This is a genomic window from Sphingomonas sp. MA1305 (assembly GCF_016107325.1).
In the GTDB taxonomy this organism is placed as follows: domain Bacteria; phylum Pseudomonadota; class Alphaproteobacteria; order Sphingomonadales; family Sphingomonadaceae; genus Sphingomonas.
In genome coordinates, this window is record NZ_RCVT01000001.1 from 136,051 (window position 1) to 156,659 (window position 20,609).

Genomic DNA, 20,609 nt, shown 5'->3' on the forward strand with positions numbered 1-20,609 from the left:
GCGAACAGATGAAGGAGCGCGCCATGTCCGACCCAAACCCAGGTCCGCACGAGATCGAAAGCTTCGGCGACCTGCCGATCCAGCCAACGGGATCGGGTCCGGCCGATCTCGAAATGGCCTATGAGCAGATGCGTCTGTCCGAAAGCGCCGATCCCGAAGTCGGGCCCGGCGATCAGCGGCTCGTTACCGACACCCCGGTCCCCACCGACGACAGTCCGGAGGCTGCCGAAAGCGGCGCGCATCCGAGCTGATGCCAGCTCGGATAGGGCGGGAAGCATCAGACGATCGACACCAGCCGGCCCCGGTGGTCCATATACTCAGATGATGGTGCCCAGGGACGGGATCGAACCGCCGACACTGCGATTTTCAGTCGCATGCTCTACCAACTGAGCTACCTGGGCATACCGAACCGCGTTCGGAAGCGCGGCCTTTAGTCGCGGGATTCGCGGCTGTCCAGCCCGTCGTGCACCTCTTGGTCACGAACCGGCACGCGATAGCCTTCGCCCAGCCATTGCAACAGGTCGCGGTCCTTGCAGCCGCGCGAGCAGAAGGGGGCATGCGCCGGATCGGTGGGCGCGTCACAAATCGGGCATCGGGTATCGGTCATGCGCGTTCCAATCGTGGAAGCCGGCCGGTGCGGCGAGCCAATTCGGTCAGCCAGTCCGGCGTGGCGGTGATTCGGTCATAGACGGCGGCGGGCAGTCGGTGGGCGCGAGGCGACCCCGGCGGCTCCCGCTCCAATTGGCGCAGCGTCGCGCGGGCCGCGGCGCCGACGGGGTCGGCGCGCAGCAATTCCGGCACGGACGCCCGCGGGCGCGGCCGGACGATCTGCAGGAAGCCGAAGCCGTTGACGGCGGTCCGTTCGAATGACGGCAGCAGATGCGCGTCGATCGTCTCGGCGATCGTCTGGCGCGCCGCCTTGTTGGCCACGGTCGGGAAATCGATGCCGATCGACCCGCCGATGTCGTGTCGCCGAATCGCTTCCGCTACCGCGCGCGCGGCGGCAATCGCCAGCGGTTCGACCGGCGGCGGCCCGTCGACGTCGAACAGCGTCATCGCAGGCGTCGGTGTCATCCGGAGCGCACCGCCGGTAAAGGCGATCTCGCCACTCGTCGCCTCTTCCAGCAATTCGGACCAGCCCGCCGCCTCCAGCGCGTCCGGGGCATGCGCAGGCAGTGGCCGGACGGGCAGACCGCTCTCCGCCAGGCGGGCGCGCAGATTCGGTCCCTCGCCGAGCGGCGCGTCAGTGGCGGCGGCGCGCGGCGGCTTTGGGCGCCCCGCTTCGGGAATCGCCTCGCGCGTGATCGCCACGGTCAATCGTGCGCCCTGCGTCACGCCGGCGGGAAGGCGGGCGATCAGCGCCTCGCGACCGTCGATGTCGAGCCGACCGGCCCCGCCCGGCAGCGCCTCGACCAACCGAGCGGTCACGACAGCGCCCAGCCGCAAGCGATCGGGCAGCGCGATCGCCGCCGCGACGATCCGGCCGCCGTCATCGACCAGGGCGGCGCGTTCCTCGCCGATCCCGGCCTCATACAGCCATTCAGCCAAGCGGCAGCCCCGCCGCCTGCAACAGCGCGCGCGCCTCGAACAGCGGCAGGCCGATCACCCCAGAGTGACTGCCCTGCAGGAAGCGGACGAACGCCTCCGCCCGTCCCTGGATCGCATAGCCGCCCGCCTTGCCGAGGCCCTCGCCACTGGCGACATAGGCGTCGATCTCGGCCGGAGAGAGCGGCTTGAACGCGACGATCGTGTCGGCCAGGCGGGTGCGGACGGTGCCGGCACGATCGATGACGCAGATCGCGGACAGCGCATGGTGGCGGCGACCGGACAGCAGGCCCAGCAGCGTGCGCTGGATCGTCTCGTCGTCCGCCGGCGGCAGGATGCGGCGCCCGACGGCGATCGTCGTGTCGCCGGCGATCACGATCTCGTCCGGCGCGCGGGACACCGCCTGCGCCTTCTCCACCGCCAGGCGCAGGGCATAGGCGCGCGGCAGTTCGCGCGGCTGCGGCGATTCATCGATTTCGGGCGCGGCGACCCGCGCCGGCGCGGCGCCGATCCGCGTCAACAGGTCCCGCCGGCGCGGCGAGGACGAGGCGAGGACGAGGGACGGTGCGGGCGCGCTCACGAGCGGCGCTCGCAAGCGGACACCGGCATCGCGTGGATCAGGACGGGCCGGGGCCGCCGCGACCCGGCATGAAGCGATAGGTGATCCGCCCCTTGGTCAGATCATAGGGGGTCAGCTCGACCAGCACCTCGTCGCCGACCAGCACGCGGATGCGGTTCTTGCGCATCTTGCCGGCGGTGTGACCCAGGATCTCGTGATCGTTTTCCAGCTGGACGCGGAACATCGCATTGGGGAGCAATTCCACCACGCGACCGCGCATTTCCAGGAGTTCTTCTTTCGCCAAACGGTGTCTCTTTCGCGCTAAGTGCGCGCGCCCTTAGCCGAGAAGACCGAAAAAGGAAAGGCGAGCGCAGGGGATGCGCGGCAATGATCGATTGCGGCGCCTGCTTCATATGGGCGCGGATGCGGCGTCCGACAAGCGCCGGCAGGCTCTTTCCGCACGGTTTCGGGGTAGGCGGGGCCGCTCAGCCCAATATCGCGCGGATACGGGCAGACAGGGCGTCGATGTCGAACGGCTTCGACACCAGCTCCATACCCTCGGCCAGGAAATCACCCAGCATCGTCGCCTTTCCGGCATAGCCGCTGATGAACAGCACCTTCAGCGCCGGATGACGCGCGCGCACCAGATCGGCGAGGTCGCGGCCGTTCATGCCGGGCAGTCCGACATCGGTGATCAGCAGGTCGAGCCGCGGCATCGCCTCCAGTTCGGCCAGGGCCGCCGTGCCGTCCCTCGCCTGGCGAACGCGAAAGCCGAGATCGCCGAGCAGGTCCGCGACCAGCATCCGCACCGCCGGATCGTCCTCGACCAGCAGCACGCTCTCGCCCGGTCGTGCCGCCATCGGCGACGAGATCGGCGCGACGGTCGGCTCGGGGTCCGTCTCCGCGCGCGGCAGGAGCATGTGGATCGCCGTGCCCTCGCCCTCCTTGGTGACGATCCGCACCCGGCCGCCGGTCTGGCGGACGAAGCCGTAGATCATCGATAGGCCGAGGCCGGTGCCGACCCCGATCGGCTTGGTGGTGAAAAAGGGGTCGAAGGCCCGGGCGGCGACATCGGCCGGCATGCCGGTGCCGGTGTCGGTCATCGATACCATCACGTAATCGCCCGGCTCGACGCCGTCGAAAGCGGCGGCCGGCGCACTGCTGCGTGGCGCATTGCCGGTCGCCAGCGTCAGCCGGCCGCCGTCGGGCATCGCGTCGCGTGCGTTGATCGCCAGATTGAGCAGCGCGCTTTCCAGCTGGTTACCATCGGTCAGCGCCGGCCAGGCATCGCCGGCGAGGTGCAGGTCGAGGGCGATATTCTCGCCCAGCGTCCGGTGCAGCAGCTCCTCCATGCCGATCGCCAGCGCGTTGACGTCCGTCGCCCGCACGTCCAGCGCCTGCCGTCGCGAAAAGGCGAGCAGCCGCTGGGTCAGCCCGGCCGCCCGTTGTGCGGACGTGGTGGCGGCATCGATATAGCGGTCGATGCGCGGGTCGCCGTGCGCGCCCAGCCGCCGCCTGAGCAGGTCGAGGCTGCCGATGACGCCGGTCAGCATGTTGTTGAAGTCGTGCGCGATGCCGCCGGTCAGCTGGCCGACCGCCTCCATCTTCTGCGCCTGACGGAGCTGCGCCTCCGTCTCCTGCAACCGCGCTTCCGCCGCCTTTGCGTCGGTGACGTGGCGACCGACGGCGAAAATCTCGTCCGGTCCGGGCGCCGCGACCCATTGCAGCCAGCGATAGCCGCCGTCGGCGTGGCGGAACCGATTTTCGAAATTGGGTAACTGGCCGACCTGGGCGGTGGCGAGCGCCACTTCGGTGGGCGCGATATCGTCGGGATGCGTGAAGTCGGTGACGAAATGGCCGAGGACATCGCCGGGCTCATAGCCGAGCACCGTCCGCCAGGCCGGATTGATCCGGCGGTAGATGCCGTCCGGCGACAGCACCACCATCAGGTCCGGCGAGGTGTTCCACATCCGGTCGCGTTCGGCGGTGCGCTCCTCGACCTGGCGTTCCAGCGTCGCGTTGAGCGCGCTCAGTTCCGCCTGGCTCCGCGCCAGCGCGCGGTCGGCGAGGACGCGGGCGGTGGTTTCGTTGGTGAAGATGAACAGGCCGGCGATCTCACCATGCTCGTCGAGCACCCGCGAATAGGAGAAGGTCCACCAGGTGTCCGCCAGCCCGCGGTCGGTATCGAGCTTCCAGGGCAGGTCGACGAAGCGATTGCTGCACCCGGCGAAGGCGTCGTCGATGATCGGCTTGGCCTGGTCCCAGGCATCCGCCCACACCTCGGCGAACGGCGCGCCCATCGCCCAGTCGAGCCGCGGCCCGAGCAGCGGGCAATAGGTTTCGTTGAAGAAGAAGAACAAATCGTCGCGACCCCAGGCGAGGATCATCGACTCGGGCGAATTGAGCACCAGTCCCAGCGCCTGTTTGAGGCCGCTCGGCCAGCCCGCGGGCGACCCCAGCGGATGCGTCGTCCAGTCGCGCGCCAGGATCAGTTCGGTCGCCAGCCCGCCCCCGCGCAGGAAGCCGAGTGCGGCGGGCAGGTCCGATTCGGGCGGGGCGGCGGCGATCATCGGGCTTCCATATCGACGCCGGCAACGCGGCAGAAGCGCTTTGCGCCGCATCACCCCATTGCGCCGCCTGCGGCTAGAGTCCTTCGCCGCCGACCCAGTGCGCGTTCGACAGCTTGCGCGCCACCGCCCAGGTCTGCGTTCGGATGTCGGGCACCGCGACGATTTCCCAGAAAGCCCCGCGCGTCATCGGCCCCAGCGCATAGAGCCAGTCGTTGGCCGCGCCATCGGCGGCGATCGTCCGCGCCTCCGCGTCGACGTCGATCCCCAGTCGGGCGGCATCGGCGCGGATCGTGCCGCGATCGGCGAGGCGACGCAGCAGCGGCTCAGTGGTGCGGGCCAGGTCGCCCTGCGGTCCGGTGCAGTTGACGATCCGTTGCGCGACGATGATCTCGGTCGCGTCCGACCCGCGCGGCCGCCACGTCACCGCGACGCCGTCGGGCCGCTCGACAAAGCCGGCGGTCTTGCCGGCGACGAGGTGCAGCCGGCCGTCCGCGATCATCGCCGCCAGCCGGGCGGCGACCGGCGGTGCGATCCGGTGGCGGTGGACGTCCCACCAGGGACGCAGGTGGCGCAGGAAACGTGCCCGCTCGGCACCGCTGGCATTGGCCCACATGCCCTGGGTGAACGGGCGCAGTTCGTCGACCGCCTGGCGCCAGCCGATCCGCTCGCCGCGATCGCGGACCATCGCCACCAGCGCGGAGGCGACGGTCGCGGGGCGCTCGCGCAGGCGGTCCGGATTGGGGGCGGGCGGCGCATGTTCGCGCGGCAGCAGCCCGCGCCGCGACACGGCGACGATCCGGCCGCCAAAGCCCTGCGCGTCGAGCGTCAGCGCGACGTCGACCATCGTGAGGCCGGTGCCGATGACGAGCACGGTGTCGGCATCGCTCAGCCCGTCGCTGAGCCCCGGCGCCCAGGGATCGTTACGATAGCGCGTCGACAGTGTCGCCGGATCGAGGCCGGGCGGATCGTGCGGCGGCAGGTTGCCGACCGCGAGCACCGCGGCGTCCGCCGCGATTCGCTCGCCGTCCGCCAGCATCACGCTTGCGCCCTCGTCCGCCGCGACGATGTCGGCGACGTCGTTCTGGACCACGGTCAGCCGGTCGCCGGCGCGCGCGCGGGCCTCCTCCAGCAGGTCGCGCAGATAGGCGCCATAGGTGACGCGCGGCACGAACGTCCCCGCGGCGTCGACCATGCCGCGCCCCCCCAGCCAGCGGACGAAATGGTCGGGATCGTCGGGAAAGGCGCTCATGTTGCCGGCGCGGACGTTGAGCAGATGGCTCGGCTGTGCCGCACCATAAGCGACGCCCAGCCCCGCGACCGGCGCGCGCTCGATCAGCGTCGCGCGCGGTCCGTCGTGGCGCAGCAGGTTGATCGCCTGCAACGTCCCCGAAAAGCCCGCGCCGACGATCGCGACGTGGCGGATCATCCGCGATCCGTGTTCAGATGTCGTAGCAGAGCCCGGCTCCCGCCTGTTGCGCCTCGCGCGCCCGCCCGCCCATCCGCGCATGCAGCCGCCGGACGGTGTCGCTGCCCGTGGTGGTGAACAGCGCCGGGACCAGCCCGTGGATCATGCACGCCGCCCCGCCGACGATCATCGTCGCGCCAAAACCCATGGCGGTGCGGGCATGGGCCAGATAGCTCTCGCCGACGCGGCGCGGATGCGCGGCGAACAGCGCGTCGAACGGGGCAGGCAGGGGTCGCATCGTCGGTCACCTCCGTGGCGCCACGCTACCGGTGCGAGCCGTCGGGGCGCAAGGGGTGAGGGGCGCCGTTCACCTCGACCCGCGCCCGACCCGTCATGCCGGATCGACCGTGGCTGATCGGGCAGGGCACCGATCGCCCGCTCGAACGTAGTGCGCGCCATGTCCAAACTCTTCGAACCGCTCGCCGTCGGCGGCCTGTCGCTCGCCAACCGCATCGTCATCGCGCCGATGTGCCAATATTCCGCCGACGAAGGGCGGATGACCGACTGGCATACGATCCACCTCGGCCATCTCGCGCTGTCGGGCGCGGCGCTGCTGACGATCGAGGCGACCGCGGTCGTGCCGGAGGGGCGGATCACCTATGGCGACGTCGGCCTGTGGGACGACGAGACCGAGGCCGCGATGGCGCGCGTGCTGGAAAGCGTCCGCCGTCATTCCGACATGCCGATCGCCATCCAGCTCGCCCATGCCGGCCGCAAGGCGTCGACCGACCTGCCGTGGAAGGGCGGCAAGCAAATCGCCCCGGACGCTCCCGACGGCTGGCAGACCGAGGCGCCGTCGGCCGTGCCCTTCGCCGCGGACGAACATCCGCCGGTCGCCCTCGACGCGGCGCGGCTGGCCACGATTCGCGACGCCTTCGCCGATTCGGCACGCCGCGCGGCGCGGCTTGGCATCGACGCGGTGCAGATTCACGCCGCGCACGGCTATCTGCTCCATCAATTCCTTTCCCCGCTCAGCAACACCCGCGACGACGATTATGGCGGCAGCCTCGACAACCGGATGCGCTTCCCGCTCGAGGTGTACGATGCGGTGCGCGCCGCCTTTCCGGCGGACAAGCCGGTGACGGTGCGCGTCTCCGGCACCGACTGGGTGGAGGGCGGCTGGGACGCGGAGCAGACCGTCGCCTTCGCACGCGCGCTGGAGGCACGGGGCTGCGCGGCGATCCACGTGTCGAGCGGCGGCCTCGATCCGCGCCAGCAGATCCCGGTCGGGCCCAGCTATCAGGTGCCGCTCGCCCGGGCGGTCAAGCAGGCGGTGGCGATCCCGGTCGTCGCGGTCGGCCTGATCACCGATTACGAACAGGCGGAGGCGATCGTCGGCACCGGCGACGCCGATCTGATCGCGCTGGCACGGACGATCCTCTACGATCCGCGCTGGCCCTGGCATGCCGCCGCCCACCTCGGCGCGCGGGTCAAGGCGCCCGACCAGTATCTCCGCTCGCAGCCGCGGCAATATCGGCATCTGTTCGACGTGGAGGGCAGCGCGGGAAGTTGAGTGTGATCCAAAGCCCCTCCCCTTCAGGGGAGGGGTAGGGGGTGGGGCACCGCGACGGACGCTGCGCTTGAGGACAGGCCCCACCCCAACCCCTCCCCTGAAGGGGAGGGGCTTACTCAGATCATCCCAGTGCCTCGACCATCTCCGCCAATTCCAGCCAGCGCATCTCCGCCGCGTCCTTCTCGTCGCGGAGCGCCGCGATCTCTTTGCCCAGCCGGTCGAACGCGGCCGGATCGCGCGCATACAGGCCCGGATCGCCCATCGTCGCTTCCTTTGCCGCCACGGACCGGTCGATCTCCTCGATCCGCTTCGGCAGCAGATCGAAGTCGCGCTGGTCCTTGTAGCTCAGCTTGGTACGGGGCTGTGCCGGGGCTGGGGCCTCGACCGGCTTCTTGCTCTCGGTCTTCTTCTCCGCCTTGGGTTTGCGCTTGCGCTCCCAATCCTCATAGCCGCCGACGACGACATCGACCGTCCCCGACCCGTCGAGGCCGAGGGTCACCGTCACCGTCCGGTCGAGGAAGTCGCGATCGTGGCTGACGATCAGCACGGTGCCGTCGTAATCGGCGATCACCTCCTGCAGCAGGTCGAGCGTCTCGAGATCGAGATCGTTGGTCGGCTCGTCGAGCACCAGCAGGTTCGATCGCCGGGCGAATTCGCGCGCCAGCAGCAGGCGCGACCGCTCGCCGCCGGACAGCGTGCCGACCTTCGCCTCCGCCAGACTGGGATCGAACAGGAATTCTTTCAGATAGCCGTGGACGTGCTTGCGCACGCCGAGCACGTCGATCCAGTCGCCGCCGTCGGCGAGCACGTCGCGCACCGTCTTCTCCGGCGCCATCAGGCTGCGCTGCTGATCGATCACCACGCCGTCGAGCGTCTTGGCCAGCTTCACCTCGCCGCTGTCGGGCGCCAGCTCGCCGGTCAACAACCGCAGCAGCGTCGTCTTACCGGCGCCATTGTGGCCGACGATGCCGATCCGGTCGCCGCGCGTGACGCGCAAGGAGAGGTCGCGGATCACGGTGCGCGGGCCGTAACCCTTGGTGACGTGCAGCGCGTCGATCACCACCTTGGTCTTGGCATCGTCCGATCCGGTGACGAGGTTCGCCGACCCTTGCGGTCCGGTCATCGCGGCGCGGGTCGCGCGCATCTCCTTCAGCTTGGCAAGTCGTCCCTGGTTGCGCCGCCGGCGCCCGGTGACGCCACGCTGCAGCCAATGCTCCTCGATCTTCAATTTGGCGTCGAGCTTCTCGGCGGCGCGCTGTTCCTCGGCATAGACCGCCTCGGTCCAGGCCTCGAAGCCGCCGAAGCCGACTTCGCTGCGCCGCATCTGGCCGCGGTCGAGCCAGAGCGTCTGCTTGGTCAGCCGGGTCAGGAAGGTGCGGTCGTGGCTGATCACGACGAAGGCGCCGCGCCAGCGGTTCAGCCAGTCCTCCAGCCAGTCGATCGCGGCGATGTCGAGATGGTTGGTCGGCTCGTCGAGCAGCAGCACGTCCGGATCCTGTGCCAGCGCCCGCACGATCGCCGCGCGCCGCCGCTCGCCGCCGCTCGCCGACGCGGCGTCGCGCGACAGGTCGATGCCAAGCTGGTCGGCGATGGCGTCCGCTTCGTGCCGCTCGGGCGGATTGTCGCCGCCCAGCACGTAATCGGCGAGCGTGGCGCAGCCGGCGAGGCTCGGCTCCTGTTCGAGGATGACGACGCGCGTGCCGGGCACGACGGTTCGCCGGCCCTCGTCGCTGTCGATCGTGCCGGCGAGCAGCTTCAGCAACGTCGTCTTGCCGGCGCCGTTGCGCCCGATCAGCGCCAGTCGGTCGCGCGCGCCGATATGGATGTCGAGATGGCGGAACAGCCAGCCGGACCCCTGGATCAGGCCAAGGTCTTCGTAGGAAAGGATGGGGGCAGCCATAGGCGCCGCGAGGTAGGCGGTGGCGGGCAGGGGAGCAAGCTTATCCGACCGCCGCGGCTTGATAACCGCTGTCCTACAAAGCTGCGCCTTCCTATCTTGGCCGGCATGACCGGGTCCGCCGCCATTGCCACTCTTTTCGTGCGCGGCAGGATCGGTCCGGACGTTTGCCCGTTCAGGCGTCAATTCTGTCAAGACTCGTGTCGCCGTGCCTCCTGACTCCAATGTTTCCGGTCCATTCACAGGCTGTTCAATGGTGCTGACCTATGCGACGCCGATGCGAATGATCGTTTCTCTCGCTCTCCTGGCCGCCGCTCCGGCACTTGCGCAGGCGCCCGATACGCAACGGCGTAGCGACCAGGAACGCGCCTATGATGCGCGTCGTCGCGGTGACCTCTTGCCCAACAAGGTGATCGAGGCGCGCGTGCTGCCGCAGATGAAGGGCTACGAATATCTCGGCTTCGACATCGACTTCGCGAGCGGCGTTTACACGCTCAAGTTCCTGCGCAATGGAACCGTGGTCTGGGTCGATGTCGACGGCCGCACCGGCCAGATCATCGGTCGCACCGGCCGCTAACCACCGGCGACCCATAAACAGGGAGATCCCATGCGCGTTCTGATCGTCGAGGACGAACCCAATCTCGGCCAGCAGCTGAAGAATACGCTGGAGGGCGCGGGCTATGCCATCGACCTCGCCACGGATGGCGAGGAAGGGCATTTCCTGGGTTCGACCGAAAGCTATGACGCGATCGTGCTCGATCTCGGCCTGCCGGAGATCGACGGGCTGACCGTGCTCGACCGCTGGCGCAAGGAGGGCAAGACCACGCCCGTGCTCGTCCTCACCGCGCGCGACAGCTGGTCGGACAAGGTCGCCGGGCTCGACGCGGGTGCCGACGATTATGTCGCCAAGCCGTTCCAGACCGAAGAGCTGATCGCCCGCCTGCGCGCGCTGATCCGCCGCGCCTCCGGCAATGCGTCGAGCGAGCTGACCGCCGGCGACGTCCGCCTCGACACCCGTTCGGGCAAGGTCACCCGCGCCGGCGAGGCGGTGAAGCTGACCGCGCAGGAATACAAGCTCTTGAGCTACCTGCTCCATCACAAGGGCAAGGTGGTCAGCCGCACCGAGCTGATCGAGCATATCTACGACCAGGATTTCGATCGCGACTCGAACACGATCGAGGTGTTCGTGACGCGCATCCGCAAGAAGCTGGGCCAGGACGTGATCACGACGATCCGCGGCCTTGGCTACAGCCTCGAAGATCCGGACGCCTGATCGCCCCTCATGACCGTCACACCATGACCGACGCACCGCCGCTCGCCGAAGCGCCGCCGCGCCGCCGGGCCCGGACGACGGGTTCGCTGTCGCGCCGCATGATCCTGATCGCGGCGGCGTGGATCGGCGTGCTGCTGTTCGGCGGTGGCTTTGCGCTCGATCGCGTGCTGTCGGCGGCGGTAACGCGCAATTTCGACGAGCAGATGGCCTATGTTCTGAAGTCCCTGATCCGGACGGCGGCCATTGATCCCGACGGAGAGGTCCACTTCGACAAGGTCGCGACTGCCGATCAGCGCTTCTTGGAACCCGATTCCGGTCTCTACTGGCAGATTTCGGCGCCAGGCTTGCCGATAGCAGATGCCTTTCCGTCGCGATCCCTGTGGGACCGGCGCCTCGCCTTCGGCAGCAACCATGAAGACCGAGGTTTGCATTTTTACGATAGCGGCCAGTTCGCCGACGAGAAACTGCGTATCGTCGAACGTGATGCGCAATTGCCCGGATCACCGGTCCATTGGCGGTTCCAGGTCGCACAAAGCCGCGACGGTCTCGATGCTCAAATTGCGGTGCTACGCCGAACGCTGGTGCGCAGCTTCCTGCTGCTCGGCCTCGGCCTGATCGCGCTGGCTGCGCTCCAGACCTTCTACGGTTTGTGGCCGCTACGCCGGGTGCGCGAGGAGATCGCGCGGATGCGCGCCGGCCAGTCCAACCGCGTGTCGAGCGCGATGCCGATCGAGGTCGCGCCGATGGTCGAGGAGCTGAACGCGTTGATCGAACATAACGAGCGCCAGGCGGAAGAGGCGCGGCGCCATGCCGGCAATCTCGCCCATGCGCTCAAGACGCCGCTCACCGTGATCATGAACGCCGCGACGGCGCAGGCGGACGATCTTGCCGATACGGTGATCCGCGAGGCGCGGACGATGCGGCGCCAGGTCGACCATCATCTCGCCCGCGCCCGTGCGGTCGGCCGGCGCGGCTCGGCGCACAGCCGCGCGGAGGTCTGGCCCAGCCTCGAGTCGGTCGAGCGCGCGGTCGGTCGCCTCTACCGCCACGTGCGGATCGACGTCACCGGGCCCAAGGATTTGCAGGTCCATGTCGAGCGCCAGGATCTCGACGAGATGCTCGGCAATCTCATCGAGAATGCCGCCAAATACGGCGGCGGCAGCGTCTTTGTCACCGTCGGCGCCAATGCGGGCTTCGTCGAGTTCCTGATCGAGGACGATGGCACCGGCATTCCCGAGGAAGACCGCGTCCGCATCTTCGACCGCGGCGTCCGGCTCGACACCGGCAAGCCCGGCACCGGATTGGGCATGGCGATCGTCCGTGACGTCGCCGAAATCTACGGCGGCACGGTCAGCCTCGAGGAAAGCGAGGACCTGGGCGGCCTGCTCGTGCGGCTACGCCTGCCCGCGGCCAATTGATGCGCGGGTTCGTGCCATTATTGGCGGGGGCGACCGCCCGCGACAGGCTGCTCGCCGCCGGCGGAGCCGTGGCGGGGATCATCCTTGCCGGCGTCATTGCCGCGATCCTGACCGCCGCGCCGGTCTGGCCGCTGATCGTCGCACCGATCGGGGCGAGCGCGGTGCTCGTCTTCGCCGTGCCCGCCAGCCCGCTCGCCCAGCCGTGGCCGGTGATCGGCGGCAACATGCTGTCCGCGGCCTTCGGCGTCGCGGTGGCGGCGCTGCACTGGCCGTTCGCACTGGCGACCGGCGTCGCGGTCGGCGGCGCGATCCTGGTCATGTCGTGGCTGCGCTGTCTGCATCCGCCCGGCGGCGCCGCGGCGCTCAGTGCAATCCTGCTGGCCCAGACCAGCGGCCATGTCGGCTGGCTGTTTCCCTTGGTGCCGGTGGCGCTCGATTCGCTGCTGCTCGTCGCCGCCGGTGTCGTTTTCCACCGGTTCAGCGGCCACAGCTACCCGCATCGCCCCGCCGCCGCCGCGCCCGGCTTTGCCGCCGAAGACGTCGATGCGGCTTTGGCCGAGATGCACGAGGCCTTCGACATCGACCGGGCGGACCTCGATGCGCTGCTGGCGCGAGCCGCCGCGCATGCCGCGCTCAGGCGGGCACGGCCAGTCCGCTCATCACCTCAGCGGTGATCGCCAGACTACGCTTGCGTGCGTCGTGGTCATAGATCGCGCTGGTGACCATGATCTCGTCGACACCCGTCCGCTCGACGAACGCGGCGGTCTGGCGGGCGATCGTCTCCGGCGAACCAACCGCGGAACATTGCAGCACATGGTCGAGGATCGCCGTGCCCTGCGGCCCTAGGCTGGCGCGATATCCCGCGACGGGCGGCGGCAGCTGGCGCGGATTGCCGGTGCGTAGCGCAACGAACGACTGCTGCTGCGAACTGGCGAGCAATTCCGCCTCCGCATCGGTGTCGGCGGCGAAGACGTTGAAGCCGGCCATCGCATAGGGGCGGTCGAGCTGCTTGGACGGGCGGAAGTCGCGCCGGTAGATCGCCAGCGCCTGATCAAGCGCATCCGGCGCGAAATGCGATGCGAAGGCATAGGGCAGGCCGAGCGCCGCGGCGAGCTGCGCGCCGAAGGTGCTCGAACCGAGAATCCACAGGCGCACGTCGGCGCCCGCGCCCGGCGTCGCGACGATGCCGGTCTGGCCGTCGTCGGCGAAATAGCTTTGCAGTTCAAGCACGTCCTGGGGGAAGGCGTTGGGATCGCTGTCGAGCGTCCGGCGCAACGCTCGCGCCACCCTTTGGTCGCTGCCCGGCGCGCGGCCGAGGCCCAAGTCGATGCGGCCGGGGAACAGCGCGTCGAGCGTGCCGAACTGTTCGGCGATCACCAGCGGGGCGTGGTTGGGCAGCATGATGCCGCCTGCGCCGACGCGGATCGTCCGGGTCGCCGCGGCGACATGCGCGATCACTACGGCCGTCGCGGCGCTGGCGATGCCGCGCATGCCGTGATGCTCCGCCACCCAGTAGCGGTTGAAGCCAAGCGTTTCGGCATGGCGCGCCAGATCGGCGGCGTTGGCGAGCGATTGCGCCACGGTGCCGCCTTCGACGACAGGCACCAGATCGAGCAGAGCGAAACGGGTCATGCCCGGTTAGATGGGGCTTTTCGAGACGGGTGCAATCCGTCTCGATCAGAAACCGATCGCGTAGCGGACGGCCGCGCCGCGATCATCCGGCAGGCTGCTGAAATTCCCCGGATCGCGCCGCCAGAACAAATTGGCCTGCACATCGCCGAGGCCGAGCAGGACGCGATAGCGCGCCTCGATGTCGAGCTCGCGCCCGGTCGGGGTCAGGTTCATGCGTTGGGTCGTCCAGTCGGAGACTGTCAGCGTCGCATAGTCCCATCCCGTCGGCAGTCTGTAGTCGAGGCCGCCCTGGGTGACGCGTAGCGGTTGGGCGATGCGCAGGCCCAGACTGTCGGTTCCGAACACGCCGTCCTTGCCGACGTCCGCCGCGAAGGCGGTGGTGCGCAGCGTACCGCCACCGCCCAGCCCGCCGCGCAATTGCGCATCGGTCCAGCCGCGCCGCCAGTTGGCGCCGACCGTCCACCCGCCGCCCAGATCGGCGCGTGCATCGGCGTCGACGAACCAGCTCGCCGCCCGTGGCGCGCCGAGCGCCCCGTCGAAGCGCGCGCCGAGCAGCGTGTCGCGCTCGGTCAGCCGGGTCGCGGTCAGCGCGCCGCTGACGCCGCGCCAGCGGGTGTCGACGGCCAAGGTGGTGCGGGCATAGCCCGACCGCCGGTAGCCGGTGAGCCCGGCGATCAGCGGGTCGCGTCGGCCCAGCACGTCGCCGGTCTCGACCCCGGCGGTGACGCCGACGGCCCCGAACTGCTGGCGCAGCGCGGTCGCCGATCGCGCCATGCTGTCGAAGCCGGCGCCGCCCTGACCCGCGACCAGAAAGGCGGGTTGGCCGCGCCCCGCCAGCTGCGCGGACAGGGTGCCGCCGCCTTGCGCGATGGCGAAGCCGAAGCGGGTGTTGGCGCCCAATTGCTGCGTCACCGTCGCCGCGATCGCGCGGGCGGTGTCCGCCTGCTGGACGCTGAGGTTCGTCCGCTGCAGCGCGATCGCTCCGTCGCCCTGCGGTGCCAGCGTCATCGATACGGTGGTGCCGCCGACGTCCAGCGCGACGTTGCGCTGGCGCGTCGCCAGCGCGCCGGTCAGCGTCCGCTGCGGACCGGTGCGCTGCACGGTACGCGCCAGGTCGATCGCAAAGGCGCGCGCATAGCTGTCGAGGATCACCGCGCCGAGCGTGCCGACCTGCGCATCGCCCATCGGCGCGGACAGGGTGGCGTTGCTCATCACCGAGATAGCCTGTTTCGATCCCGCAAGGGCCGTGGTGCCGACCGGCTGGAACGCCTTGGTCAGGTCGAGCACGCCATTGCCGTAGATGCTGTCGACCCCGGTCGCGCCGACGTCGCGCGCCGTGCGGAACAGCAGGTCGACGATCTGCGCCCCCGACAAATTGGGGAAGGCTTGGGCGAGCAGCGCGATGGCGCCGGAGATCTGCGGCGCGGCAAAGGAGGTGCCGGACCAGAGATAGGCGGTGCCGTTCTGATCGGGCGCGCGCACGCGCTCGCCGACCGCGGCCAGGAAGTGCGCCGCGCCGCTGCCGGCCTTGTCGCTGAAGCTCGAAATCGCGTCGCTGGTGCCGACCGACCCGGCGATGATCACCAGATTGCGCGCCGCCGCATCGGAGGCGACGGCGGTGAAGGGATCGGGATTGTCGCTGCCGTCATTGCCCGCGGCGATCACGATGATGATGCCCTGCGCGGTGGCGCGGCTGATCGCGTCGACCAGATTCTGCGGCATCGCCGATCCGCCGAGCGACATGTTGATCACACGCGCACCGGCGACGCGCGCGGCATCCACGCCGCGCGCGATCGCGTCGGTGGAGAATTTGCATGGCGATTCGGTGCCGGTCGTCGTCGCGGTACAGCTGCCGGGCGTATCGGCGCGCAGCACGGTGATCGTCGCGTCGAAGGCGACCCCCAGCGTGCCCGTGTCGTTGCGCCGCCCCGCCGCGGTAAAGGCCACCGCCGTGCCGTGTCCGCCTTGGTCGGTGATGCTCGTATTGCCCGCCACGTCCTGCGACGCGGTGGAGATGCGGTTGCCGAATTCCGCGCTTGTAGTGTCGATGCCGCTGTCGATGATCGCCAGATTAACGCCAAGACCAGTCGCGCCGCGGTTATAGGCCGCAAGTGCGTTCATCGACACCGCGCCGACCGTGGCGCGATATTCACTGGTGTCGTAATTGGTTGCCGTCGGTGTCGGCGCGGGGGCCGGCGCCGGCGTTGGCGTGGGCGCCGGAATCGGCGATGGCGCGGGGGTCGGGATCGAGACACTCGGCGGGGTGGGCGTGCTGTTGACGCCGCCGCCGCCGCCACCGCCGCAGGCCGACAGCAATGCCGTTCCGCACCAGGCAGCCGACCGGAGCAGCTCAGACCGAACCTTCATCACGCGTACACCCCAGCTCCCCTCTCGCCCGCATATCACGGAGCGATCAGCCTTTACAGCGGGTTCATGATCCCCGGCAGGAGCCTGCGGCTTGCCCCTGATGGCCGTGCCGCCTAGACGCCCGGCCATGCTTGCGCAGCTTGCCTCGATCGACACCTGGATCTTCGATCTGGACAACACGCTCTATCCGGCGCGCGCCGACCTGTTCGCGCGGATCGATGCGCGGATGACCGCCTATGTCGCGCGGCGGCTCGGCGTGGATCCGCAGGAGGCGTGGCGCATCCAGAAGGACTATTTCCACCGCCACGGCACCACCCTGACCGGGCTGATGGCGGAGCACGGCGTCGACCCGCATGAATTCCTCGCCGACGTCCACGACGTCGAGATGGACGTGCTGGAGAAGGACGCGCCGCTCGCCGCCGCGCTCGCCCGGCTGCCCGGTCGCAAGCTGGTCTTCACCAACGGCGACAAACCCTATGCGCTGAAGGTGCTCGACCGACTGGGTCTCGGCGACAGCTTCGAGGCGATCCACGACATCCACGCGATGGATCTGGTGCCCAAGCCGCATCCCTCGGCCTATGCCGGCCTGTGCGCGGCCTTCGGCATCGACCCGCACCGCGCGTTGTTCGTCGAGGACATGGCGCGCAACCTGACGCCGGCCAAGGCGATCGGCATGACCACGGTCTGGGTCGATAACGGTTCCGAACAGGGGCCGGAGGCGGCCCGTGACCATATCGACTTCATCGTCCGCGACCTCGCGTCGTGGCTCAATCATATCTTGGAGGCAGCATGAGCCAGGAGCTCGCAACCGTCATCGACGCCGCATGGGAGGATCGCGCCGCCCTCAATTTCGACACGGTCGGCGACGTGCGGCTGGCGGTCGATCGCGCGTTGGCGTCGCTCGACGCCGGCACCGCCCGTGTCGCCGAGCCGGACGGTGAGGGCGGCTGGCGCGTCAATCAGTGGCTGAAGAAGGCGGTGCTGCTCAGCTTCCGCCTCAACGACAACACGCTGATCGACAACGGACCGGGCGCGGGCCATTGGTTCGACAAGGTGTCGTCGAAATTCTCCGGCTGGAGCGAGGCGGAGTTCCGCGCCGCCGGCTTCCGCGCCGTGCCAGGCAGCGTCGTGCGCCGCGGCGCCTATGTCGCGCCGGGCGCGATCCTGATGCCGAGCTTCGTCAACATCGGCGCCTATGTCGGCGAGGGTACGATGGTCGACACCTGGGCGACGGTCGGCAGCTGCGCGCAGATCGGCAGGAACGTCCATCTGTCCGGCGGCGCCGGCATCGGCGGCGTGCTGGAGCCGCTGCAGGCCGACCCCGTCATCATCGGCGACGGCGCGTTCATCGGCGCGCGGTCCGAGGTGGCGGAGGGCGTGCGCGTCGGAGAGGGCGCGGTGCTGTCGATGGGCGTCTATCTCGGCAAATCGACCAAGATCATCGATCGCGACACCGGCGAAGTGTTCCGGGGCGAGGTGCCGCCCTATGCGGTCGTCGTCCCCGGGTCGACGCCGGCGGAGGGCGGCAAGCCCGGCCTCTATTGCGCGGTGATCGTCAAGCGCGTCGACGCGCAGACGCGCAGCAAGACCAGCATCAACGAATTGCTGCGCGACTGAGTCAGGCAGGTTCGAACCTTATCGCGACAGCATCGTTACCCCTTCCGATCGGCGAACCGGCCGTGAAAGGGGTGGTGATGAAGCGAGTGGTTCTGGGGGTGGCGGCGGTATGCCTCGCCTCGGTGACGGCCGGGGCGGCCGCGGCGCAGCAGATCGACGTCGGCGCCTCGCCGCCGGCGGACGCGGCGAACAGCCAGCAGACACCGGCGCCCGAGACCCGCCAGCAGACGCCGGACAGCAGCATCGGCGACACGCAGCACCGGCCGCAGACGCCGGCGTCGCATCCGCGCCAGCGCGACACGTCGCCGTCCGCCTTGATCGGCGACACGCAAAGCGCGCCGCCTCCCGGCCTGATCGGCGACTGGCAGGAGATCCGCACCCGCCTCGGCCGGCGCGGCATCGGCCTGACCGCTCGCTATGCGTCGGAGAGCGGCTACAACTTCGCCGGCGGCACCAGGAACCTGTTCCGCGAAACGGGGCAGTTCGATGTTGGCGCGCTGCTCGATCTCGAGAAGCTGGTCGGGCTGAAGGGCGGTGCGTTCCAGGCGACGGTGACCTGGCGGCGTGGCTACGACCTGACCACCGCGGCGGGGATCAATTCCCTGCAACAGGTGCAGGAGGTCTATGGCCGCGGCCAGACCGTGCGCCTGACCCAATTCTGGTACGAGCAGAAGATCGGCCGCGCCGTCGAGATCAAGCTCGGCCGCACCAATCCGGGCGAGGATTTCGCGGTCTTCTCCTGCCATTTCATGAACCTGAGCTTTTGCGGCGCGCAGCCGGGCAATCTCGTCGGCGATTATTGGTACAATTGGCCGGTCAGCCAATGGGGGGCGCGCGTGCGCGTCGACCTGCCGCACGATCTGTATGTCCAGGGCGGCGTCTACGAGATCAACCCGCGCAACCTCGACAACGACTTCTTCATCGGCCACTTCAAGGGCGCGACCGGCGCGTTGATCCCGGTCGAGGCGGGCTGGACGCGGGGCGGCGACGACGGCCACGTCGGATCGTACAAGATCGGCGGCTGGCTCGGCACGGCGGACGGCAACGACGTGCTGCTCGACGTCAACCGCAACGTGGCGGCGGTGACCGGCCTTGCGCCGCTCCAGCATTCCAGCCGCTACGGCGTCTATTTCACCATGCAGCAGCAGCTGACCGGCACATCGAAGGACGGCAAGTCGCTGACCGGCCTGTCGATGTTCGCCAACGTGACGCAGGCGGACCGCAAGACGTCGGTGACCGACAATCAGGTGTCGGTCGGCGTCTTCTACAAGGGGCTGGTCCCGGCGGTGCCGGGCGACGTGTTGGGGCTGGCGGTGGCGCGCACCAACGTCAACGGCCGCGCGGCGCTCGCGGACCTGTCGGTGCCGGGAACGCCGGTGCGGCATGAGGAATATGCGGCGGAGGTCTATTATTCGATCCACCCTGCCGACTGGCTCGAACTGCGGCCGAACGTGCAGTACATCCACCAGCCCGGCGGCATCCGCGAGGCGAACGACGTCGGCGTGGTCGGCATGAAGGCGGCGATCACGCTGTAACGTAGACACTCCCCGTCATTGTCCCCGGCCTCCTCCGGGGATTGGACGAGGCTTACGCCGCCACCGCATCCGCGACGACGAGCGGCAGGATCGCGTCGAGCAGCAACGCACCCGCCTCGGTGACGATCAGCCGGTCGCCCGCGTGGACGATCATGCCCTGTCCGGCGAGCCGTGTGACCGCCGCCCAGTCGATCGGCGCGCGCCCCCCGGCAAGGGCGGCAACGTGCGTCAGGTCGACGCCCTCCGCCAGCCGCAGCCCCATCAGCAGCGCCTCGGTGGCGCGCTCATGCGCAGTCAGTGCGGTTTCCGCCTCGATGCCGTGGCCGTTGCGCGCCACCGCCGCCAGCCAATTCTCCGGCTTGCGGCGCCGCTGCGTCGCGAGACCGCCGCGGCGGCCATGCGCGCCCGGTCCGACGCCGGCATAATCGCGGTAACGCCAATAGGTCAGGTTGTGGCGGCTTTCCGCACCCGGCCGCGCGTGATTGGATGTCTCGTAGGCGGGCAGCCCGGCGGCAGCGGTCATCGCGCGTGTCGTCTCGAACACGTCGGCGGCGGCGTCGCCGTCCGGCAGCGTCAGCCGCCCCTTCGCCTCCTCGGTGGCGAAGCGCGTGCCCGGCTCGACCGTCAGCTGGTAGAGCGACAGATGCTCGGTGCCGAACGACAGCGCCCGCGCGAGCTCCGCCTCCCACGCAGCCAGCGACTGGCCGGGCCGGGCGTAGATCAGGTCGACGCTGACGCGCCGGAAATGCCGCTGCGCGGTGTCGAGCGCGCCGAGCCCTTCCGCCACGTCATGCGCCCGGCCGAGGAACCGCAGGACATCGTCGTCCAGCGCCTGCAGCCCCAGCGACACCCGATTGACCCCCGCGGCGGCGAGATCCGCGAAGCGCGCCGCCTCGACGGACGATGGATTCGCCTCCAGCGTGATCTCGATATCGTCCGTCGGCGCCCAGTGTCGCTGCGCCGCGTCGAGGATCGCCGCCACCGTCGCCGGCGGCATCAGCGAGGGCGTGCCACCGCCGAAGAAGACCGAGCCGAGCCGTCGCCCGGGCAGCAGTCCGGCCTCGTGCGCCAGGTCGGCGAGCAGCGCATCGCGCCATGCCTGCTGGTCGACCGACTCGCGGACATGGCTGTTGAAATCGCAATAGGGGCATTTCGAGACGCAGAACGGCCAGTGGACGTAGAGCGCGAGCGGCGTCTTGTCGGGGGTCATGGTGGCGC

20 protein-coding genes and 1 tRNA gene are annotated in these 20,609 nt (G+C 69.5%); 9 read left to right on the forward strand and 12 right to left on the reverse strand.

Going from position 1 to position 20,609, the window contains the following annotated elements:
• The first annotated feature begins 23 nt into the window (after nucleotides 1-23).
• Nucleotides 24-251 carry a hypothetical protein gene (locus D9601_RS00570; protein WP_198352006.1) on the forward strand — a complete coding sequence of 76 codons (228 nt, stop codon included), beginning with the start codon at nucleotides 24-26 and terminating at the stop codon, nucleotides 249-251.
• Between the two features lie 74 nt (nucleotides 252-325).
• Here D9601_RS00570 and D9601_RS00575 read toward each other — a convergent pair.
• The 8 genes from D9601_RS00575 to D9601_RS00610 form a co-directional block, all read right to left on the reverse strand.
• Nucleotides 326-401, reverse strand: a tRNA-Phe gene (locus D9601_RS00575).
• 29 nt (nucleotides 402-430) lie between these two features.
• A complete protein-coding gene (locus tag D9601_RS00580) occupies nucleotides 431-607 on the reverse strand; it encodes a DNA gyrase inhibitor YacG (RefSeq protein WP_198352007.1) in 177 nt (58 codons plus the stop codon).
• Nucleotides 604-1,548, reverse strand: a complete 945-nt coding sequence (locus D9601_RS00585; RefSeq protein ID WP_198352008.1) for a ribonuclease — start codon at nucleotides 1,546-1,548, stop codon at nucleotides 604-606. The genes D9601_RS00580 and D9601_RS00585 overlap by 4 nt, the downstream gene beginning before the upstream one ends.
• Nucleotides 1,541-2,125, reverse strand: a complete 585-nt coding sequence (locus tag D9601_RS00590) for a Maf family protein (RefSeq protein WP_332837867.1) — start codon at nucleotides 2,123-2,125, stop codon at nucleotides 1,541-1,543. Before D9601_RS00590 ends, D9601_RS00585 begins: the two co-directional genes overlap by 8 nt.
• Before the next feature lie 37 nt (nucleotides 2,126-2,162).
• Complete coding sequence (gene infA, locus D9601_RS00595; RefSeq protein ID WP_055844981.1) at nucleotides 2,163-2,408, reverse strand: translation initiation factor IF-1; 246 nt, start codon at nucleotides 2,406-2,408, stop codon at nucleotides 2,163-2,165.
• Between the two features lie 181 nt (nucleotides 2,409-2,589).
• Nucleotides 2,590-4,674, reverse strand: a complete 2,085-nt coding sequence (locus tag D9601_RS00600) for a hybrid sensor histidine kinase/response regulator (RefSeq protein ID WP_198352010.1) — start codon at nucleotides 4,672-4,674, stop codon at nucleotides 2,590-2,592.
• Nucleotides 4,675-4,747: 73 nt separating this feature from the next.
• Nucleotides 4,748-6,100 (reverse strand): FAD/NAD(P)-binding protein, encoded by a 1,353-nt coding sequence (locus D9601_RS00605; RefSeq protein WP_198352011.1) that lies wholly within the window; start codon nucleotides 6,098-6,100, stop codon nucleotides 4,748-4,750.
• A gap of 13 nt (nucleotides 6,101-6,113) precedes the next feature.
• Nucleotides 6,114-6,377, reverse strand: a complete 264-nt coding sequence (locus tag D9601_RS00610) for a DUF6356 family protein (RefSeq protein ID WP_198352012.1) — start codon at nucleotides 6,375-6,377, stop codon at nucleotides 6,114-6,116.
• Between the two features lie 159 nt (nucleotides 6,378-6,536).
• Here D9601_RS00610 and D9601_RS00615 point away from each other — a divergent pair, with 159 nt between their 5' ends.
• On the forward strand, nucleotides 6,537-7,652 hold the full coding sequence (locus D9601_RS00615; RefSeq protein WP_198352013.1) for an NADH:flavin oxidoreductase/NADH oxidase: 1,116 nt from the start codon (nucleotides 6,537-6,539) through the stop codon (nucleotides 7,650-7,652).
• A 121-nt stretch (nucleotides 7,653-7,773) separates the two neighbouring features.
• Here the strand turns inward: D9601_RS00615 and D9601_RS00620 are convergent, their stop codons facing one another.
• Nucleotides 7,774-9,552 carry an ABC-F family ATP-binding cassette domain-containing protein gene (locus tag D9601_RS00620; RefSeq protein WP_198352014.1) on the reverse strand — a complete coding sequence of 593 codons (1,779 nt, stop codon included), beginning with the start codon at nucleotides 9,550-9,552 and terminating at the stop codon, nucleotides 7,774-7,776.
• A 250-nt stretch (nucleotides 9,553-9,802) separates the two neighbouring features.
• On the opposite strand from D9601_RS00620, the gene D9601_RS00625 reads away from it, so the two are divergent.
• Genes D9601_RS00625 through D9601_RS00640 form a run of 4 tightly spaced genes read left to right on the forward strand, consistent with a single transcriptional unit; the run spans nucleotide 9,803 to nucleotide 12,914 of the window.
• Entirely contained in the window at nucleotides 9,803-10,126 is a 324-nt protein-coding gene (locus tag D9601_RS00625) for a hypothetical protein (protein WP_232473758.1), read from the forward strand.
• Between the two features lie 30 nt (nucleotides 10,127-10,156).
• Nucleotides 10,157-10,822 carry a response regulator transcription factor gene (locus D9601_RS00630; RefSeq protein ID WP_198352015.1) on the forward strand — a complete coding sequence of 222 codons (666 nt, stop codon included), beginning with the start codon at nucleotides 10,157-10,159 and terminating at the stop codon, nucleotides 10,820-10,822.
• Nucleotides 10,823-10,845: 23 nt separating this feature from the next.
• Nucleotides 10,846-12,240, forward strand: coding sequence for a sensor histidine kinase (locus D9601_RS00635; RefSeq protein WP_198352016.1), 1,395 nt, complete (start codon nucleotides 10,846-10,848; stop codon nucleotides 12,238-12,240).
• A gap of 11 nt (nucleotides 12,241-12,251) precedes the next feature.
• Nucleotides 12,252-12,914 carry an HPP family protein gene (locus D9601_RS00640; protein WP_332837868.1) on the forward strand — a complete coding sequence of 221 codons (663 nt, stop codon included), beginning with the start codon at nucleotides 12,252-12,254 and terminating at the stop codon, nucleotides 12,912-12,914.
• Here D9601_RS00640 and D9601_RS00645 read toward each other — a convergent pair.
• Both D9601_RS00645 and D9601_RS00650 read right to left on the reverse strand, forming a co-directional pair.
• Nucleotides 12,874-13,872 carry an LLM class flavin-dependent oxidoreductase gene (locus tag D9601_RS00645; RefSeq protein ID WP_198352018.1) on the reverse strand — a complete coding sequence of 333 codons (999 nt, stop codon included), beginning with the start codon at nucleotides 13,870-13,872 and terminating at the stop codon, nucleotides 12,874-12,876. The genes D9601_RS00640 and D9601_RS00645 overlap by 41 nt on opposite strands.
• A gap of 45 nt (nucleotides 13,873-13,917) precedes the next feature.
• Nucleotides 13,918-16,239, reverse strand: coding sequence for a S8 family peptidase (locus D9601_RS00650; RefSeq protein WP_198352019.1), 2,322 nt, complete (start codon nucleotides 16,237-16,239; stop codon nucleotides 13,918-13,920).
• Between the two features lie 127 nt (nucleotides 16,240-16,366).
• Between D9601_RS00650 and D9601_RS00655 the strand changes: the two genes are divergently transcribed.
• The 3 genes from D9601_RS00655 to D9601_RS00665 all read left to right on the forward strand — a co-directional run bounded on the left by D9601_RS00655 (nucleotide 16,367) and on the right by D9601_RS00665 (nucleotide 19,391).
• Complete coding sequence (locus tag D9601_RS00655; RefSeq protein WP_198352020.1) at nucleotides 16,367-17,032, forward strand: pyrimidine 5'-nucleotidase; 666 nt, start codon at nucleotides 16,367-16,369, stop codon at nucleotides 17,030-17,032.
• The gene (gene dapD / locus D9601_RS00660) at nucleotides 17,029-17,856 is read left to right on the forward strand and encodes a 2,3,4,5-tetrahydropyridine-2,6-dicarboxylate N-succinyltransferase (RefSeq protein ID WP_198352021.1); all 828 of its coding nucleotides are present in this window, start codon (nucleotides 17,029-17,031) and stop codon (nucleotides 17,854-17,856) included. The genes D9601_RS00655 and dapD overlap by 4 nt, the downstream gene beginning before the upstream one ends.
• A gap of 77 nt (nucleotides 17,857-17,933) precedes the next feature.
• Nucleotides 17,934-19,391: a carbohydrate porin gene (locus D9601_RS00665; protein ID WP_198352022.1), complete on the forward strand. Its 1,458-nt coding sequence runs from the start codon at nucleotides 17,934-17,936 to the stop codon at nucleotides 19,389-19,391.
• Nucleotides 19,392-19,443: 52 nt separating this feature from the next.
• Here the strand turns inward: D9601_RS00665 and hemW are convergent, their stop codons facing one another.
• Entirely contained in the window at nucleotides 19,444-20,601 is a 1,158-nt protein-coding gene (gene hemW / locus D9601_RS00670; RefSeq protein ID WP_198352023.1) for a radical SAM family heme chaperone HemW, read from the reverse strand.
• Nucleotides 20,602-20,609: the final 8 nt, after the last annotated feature.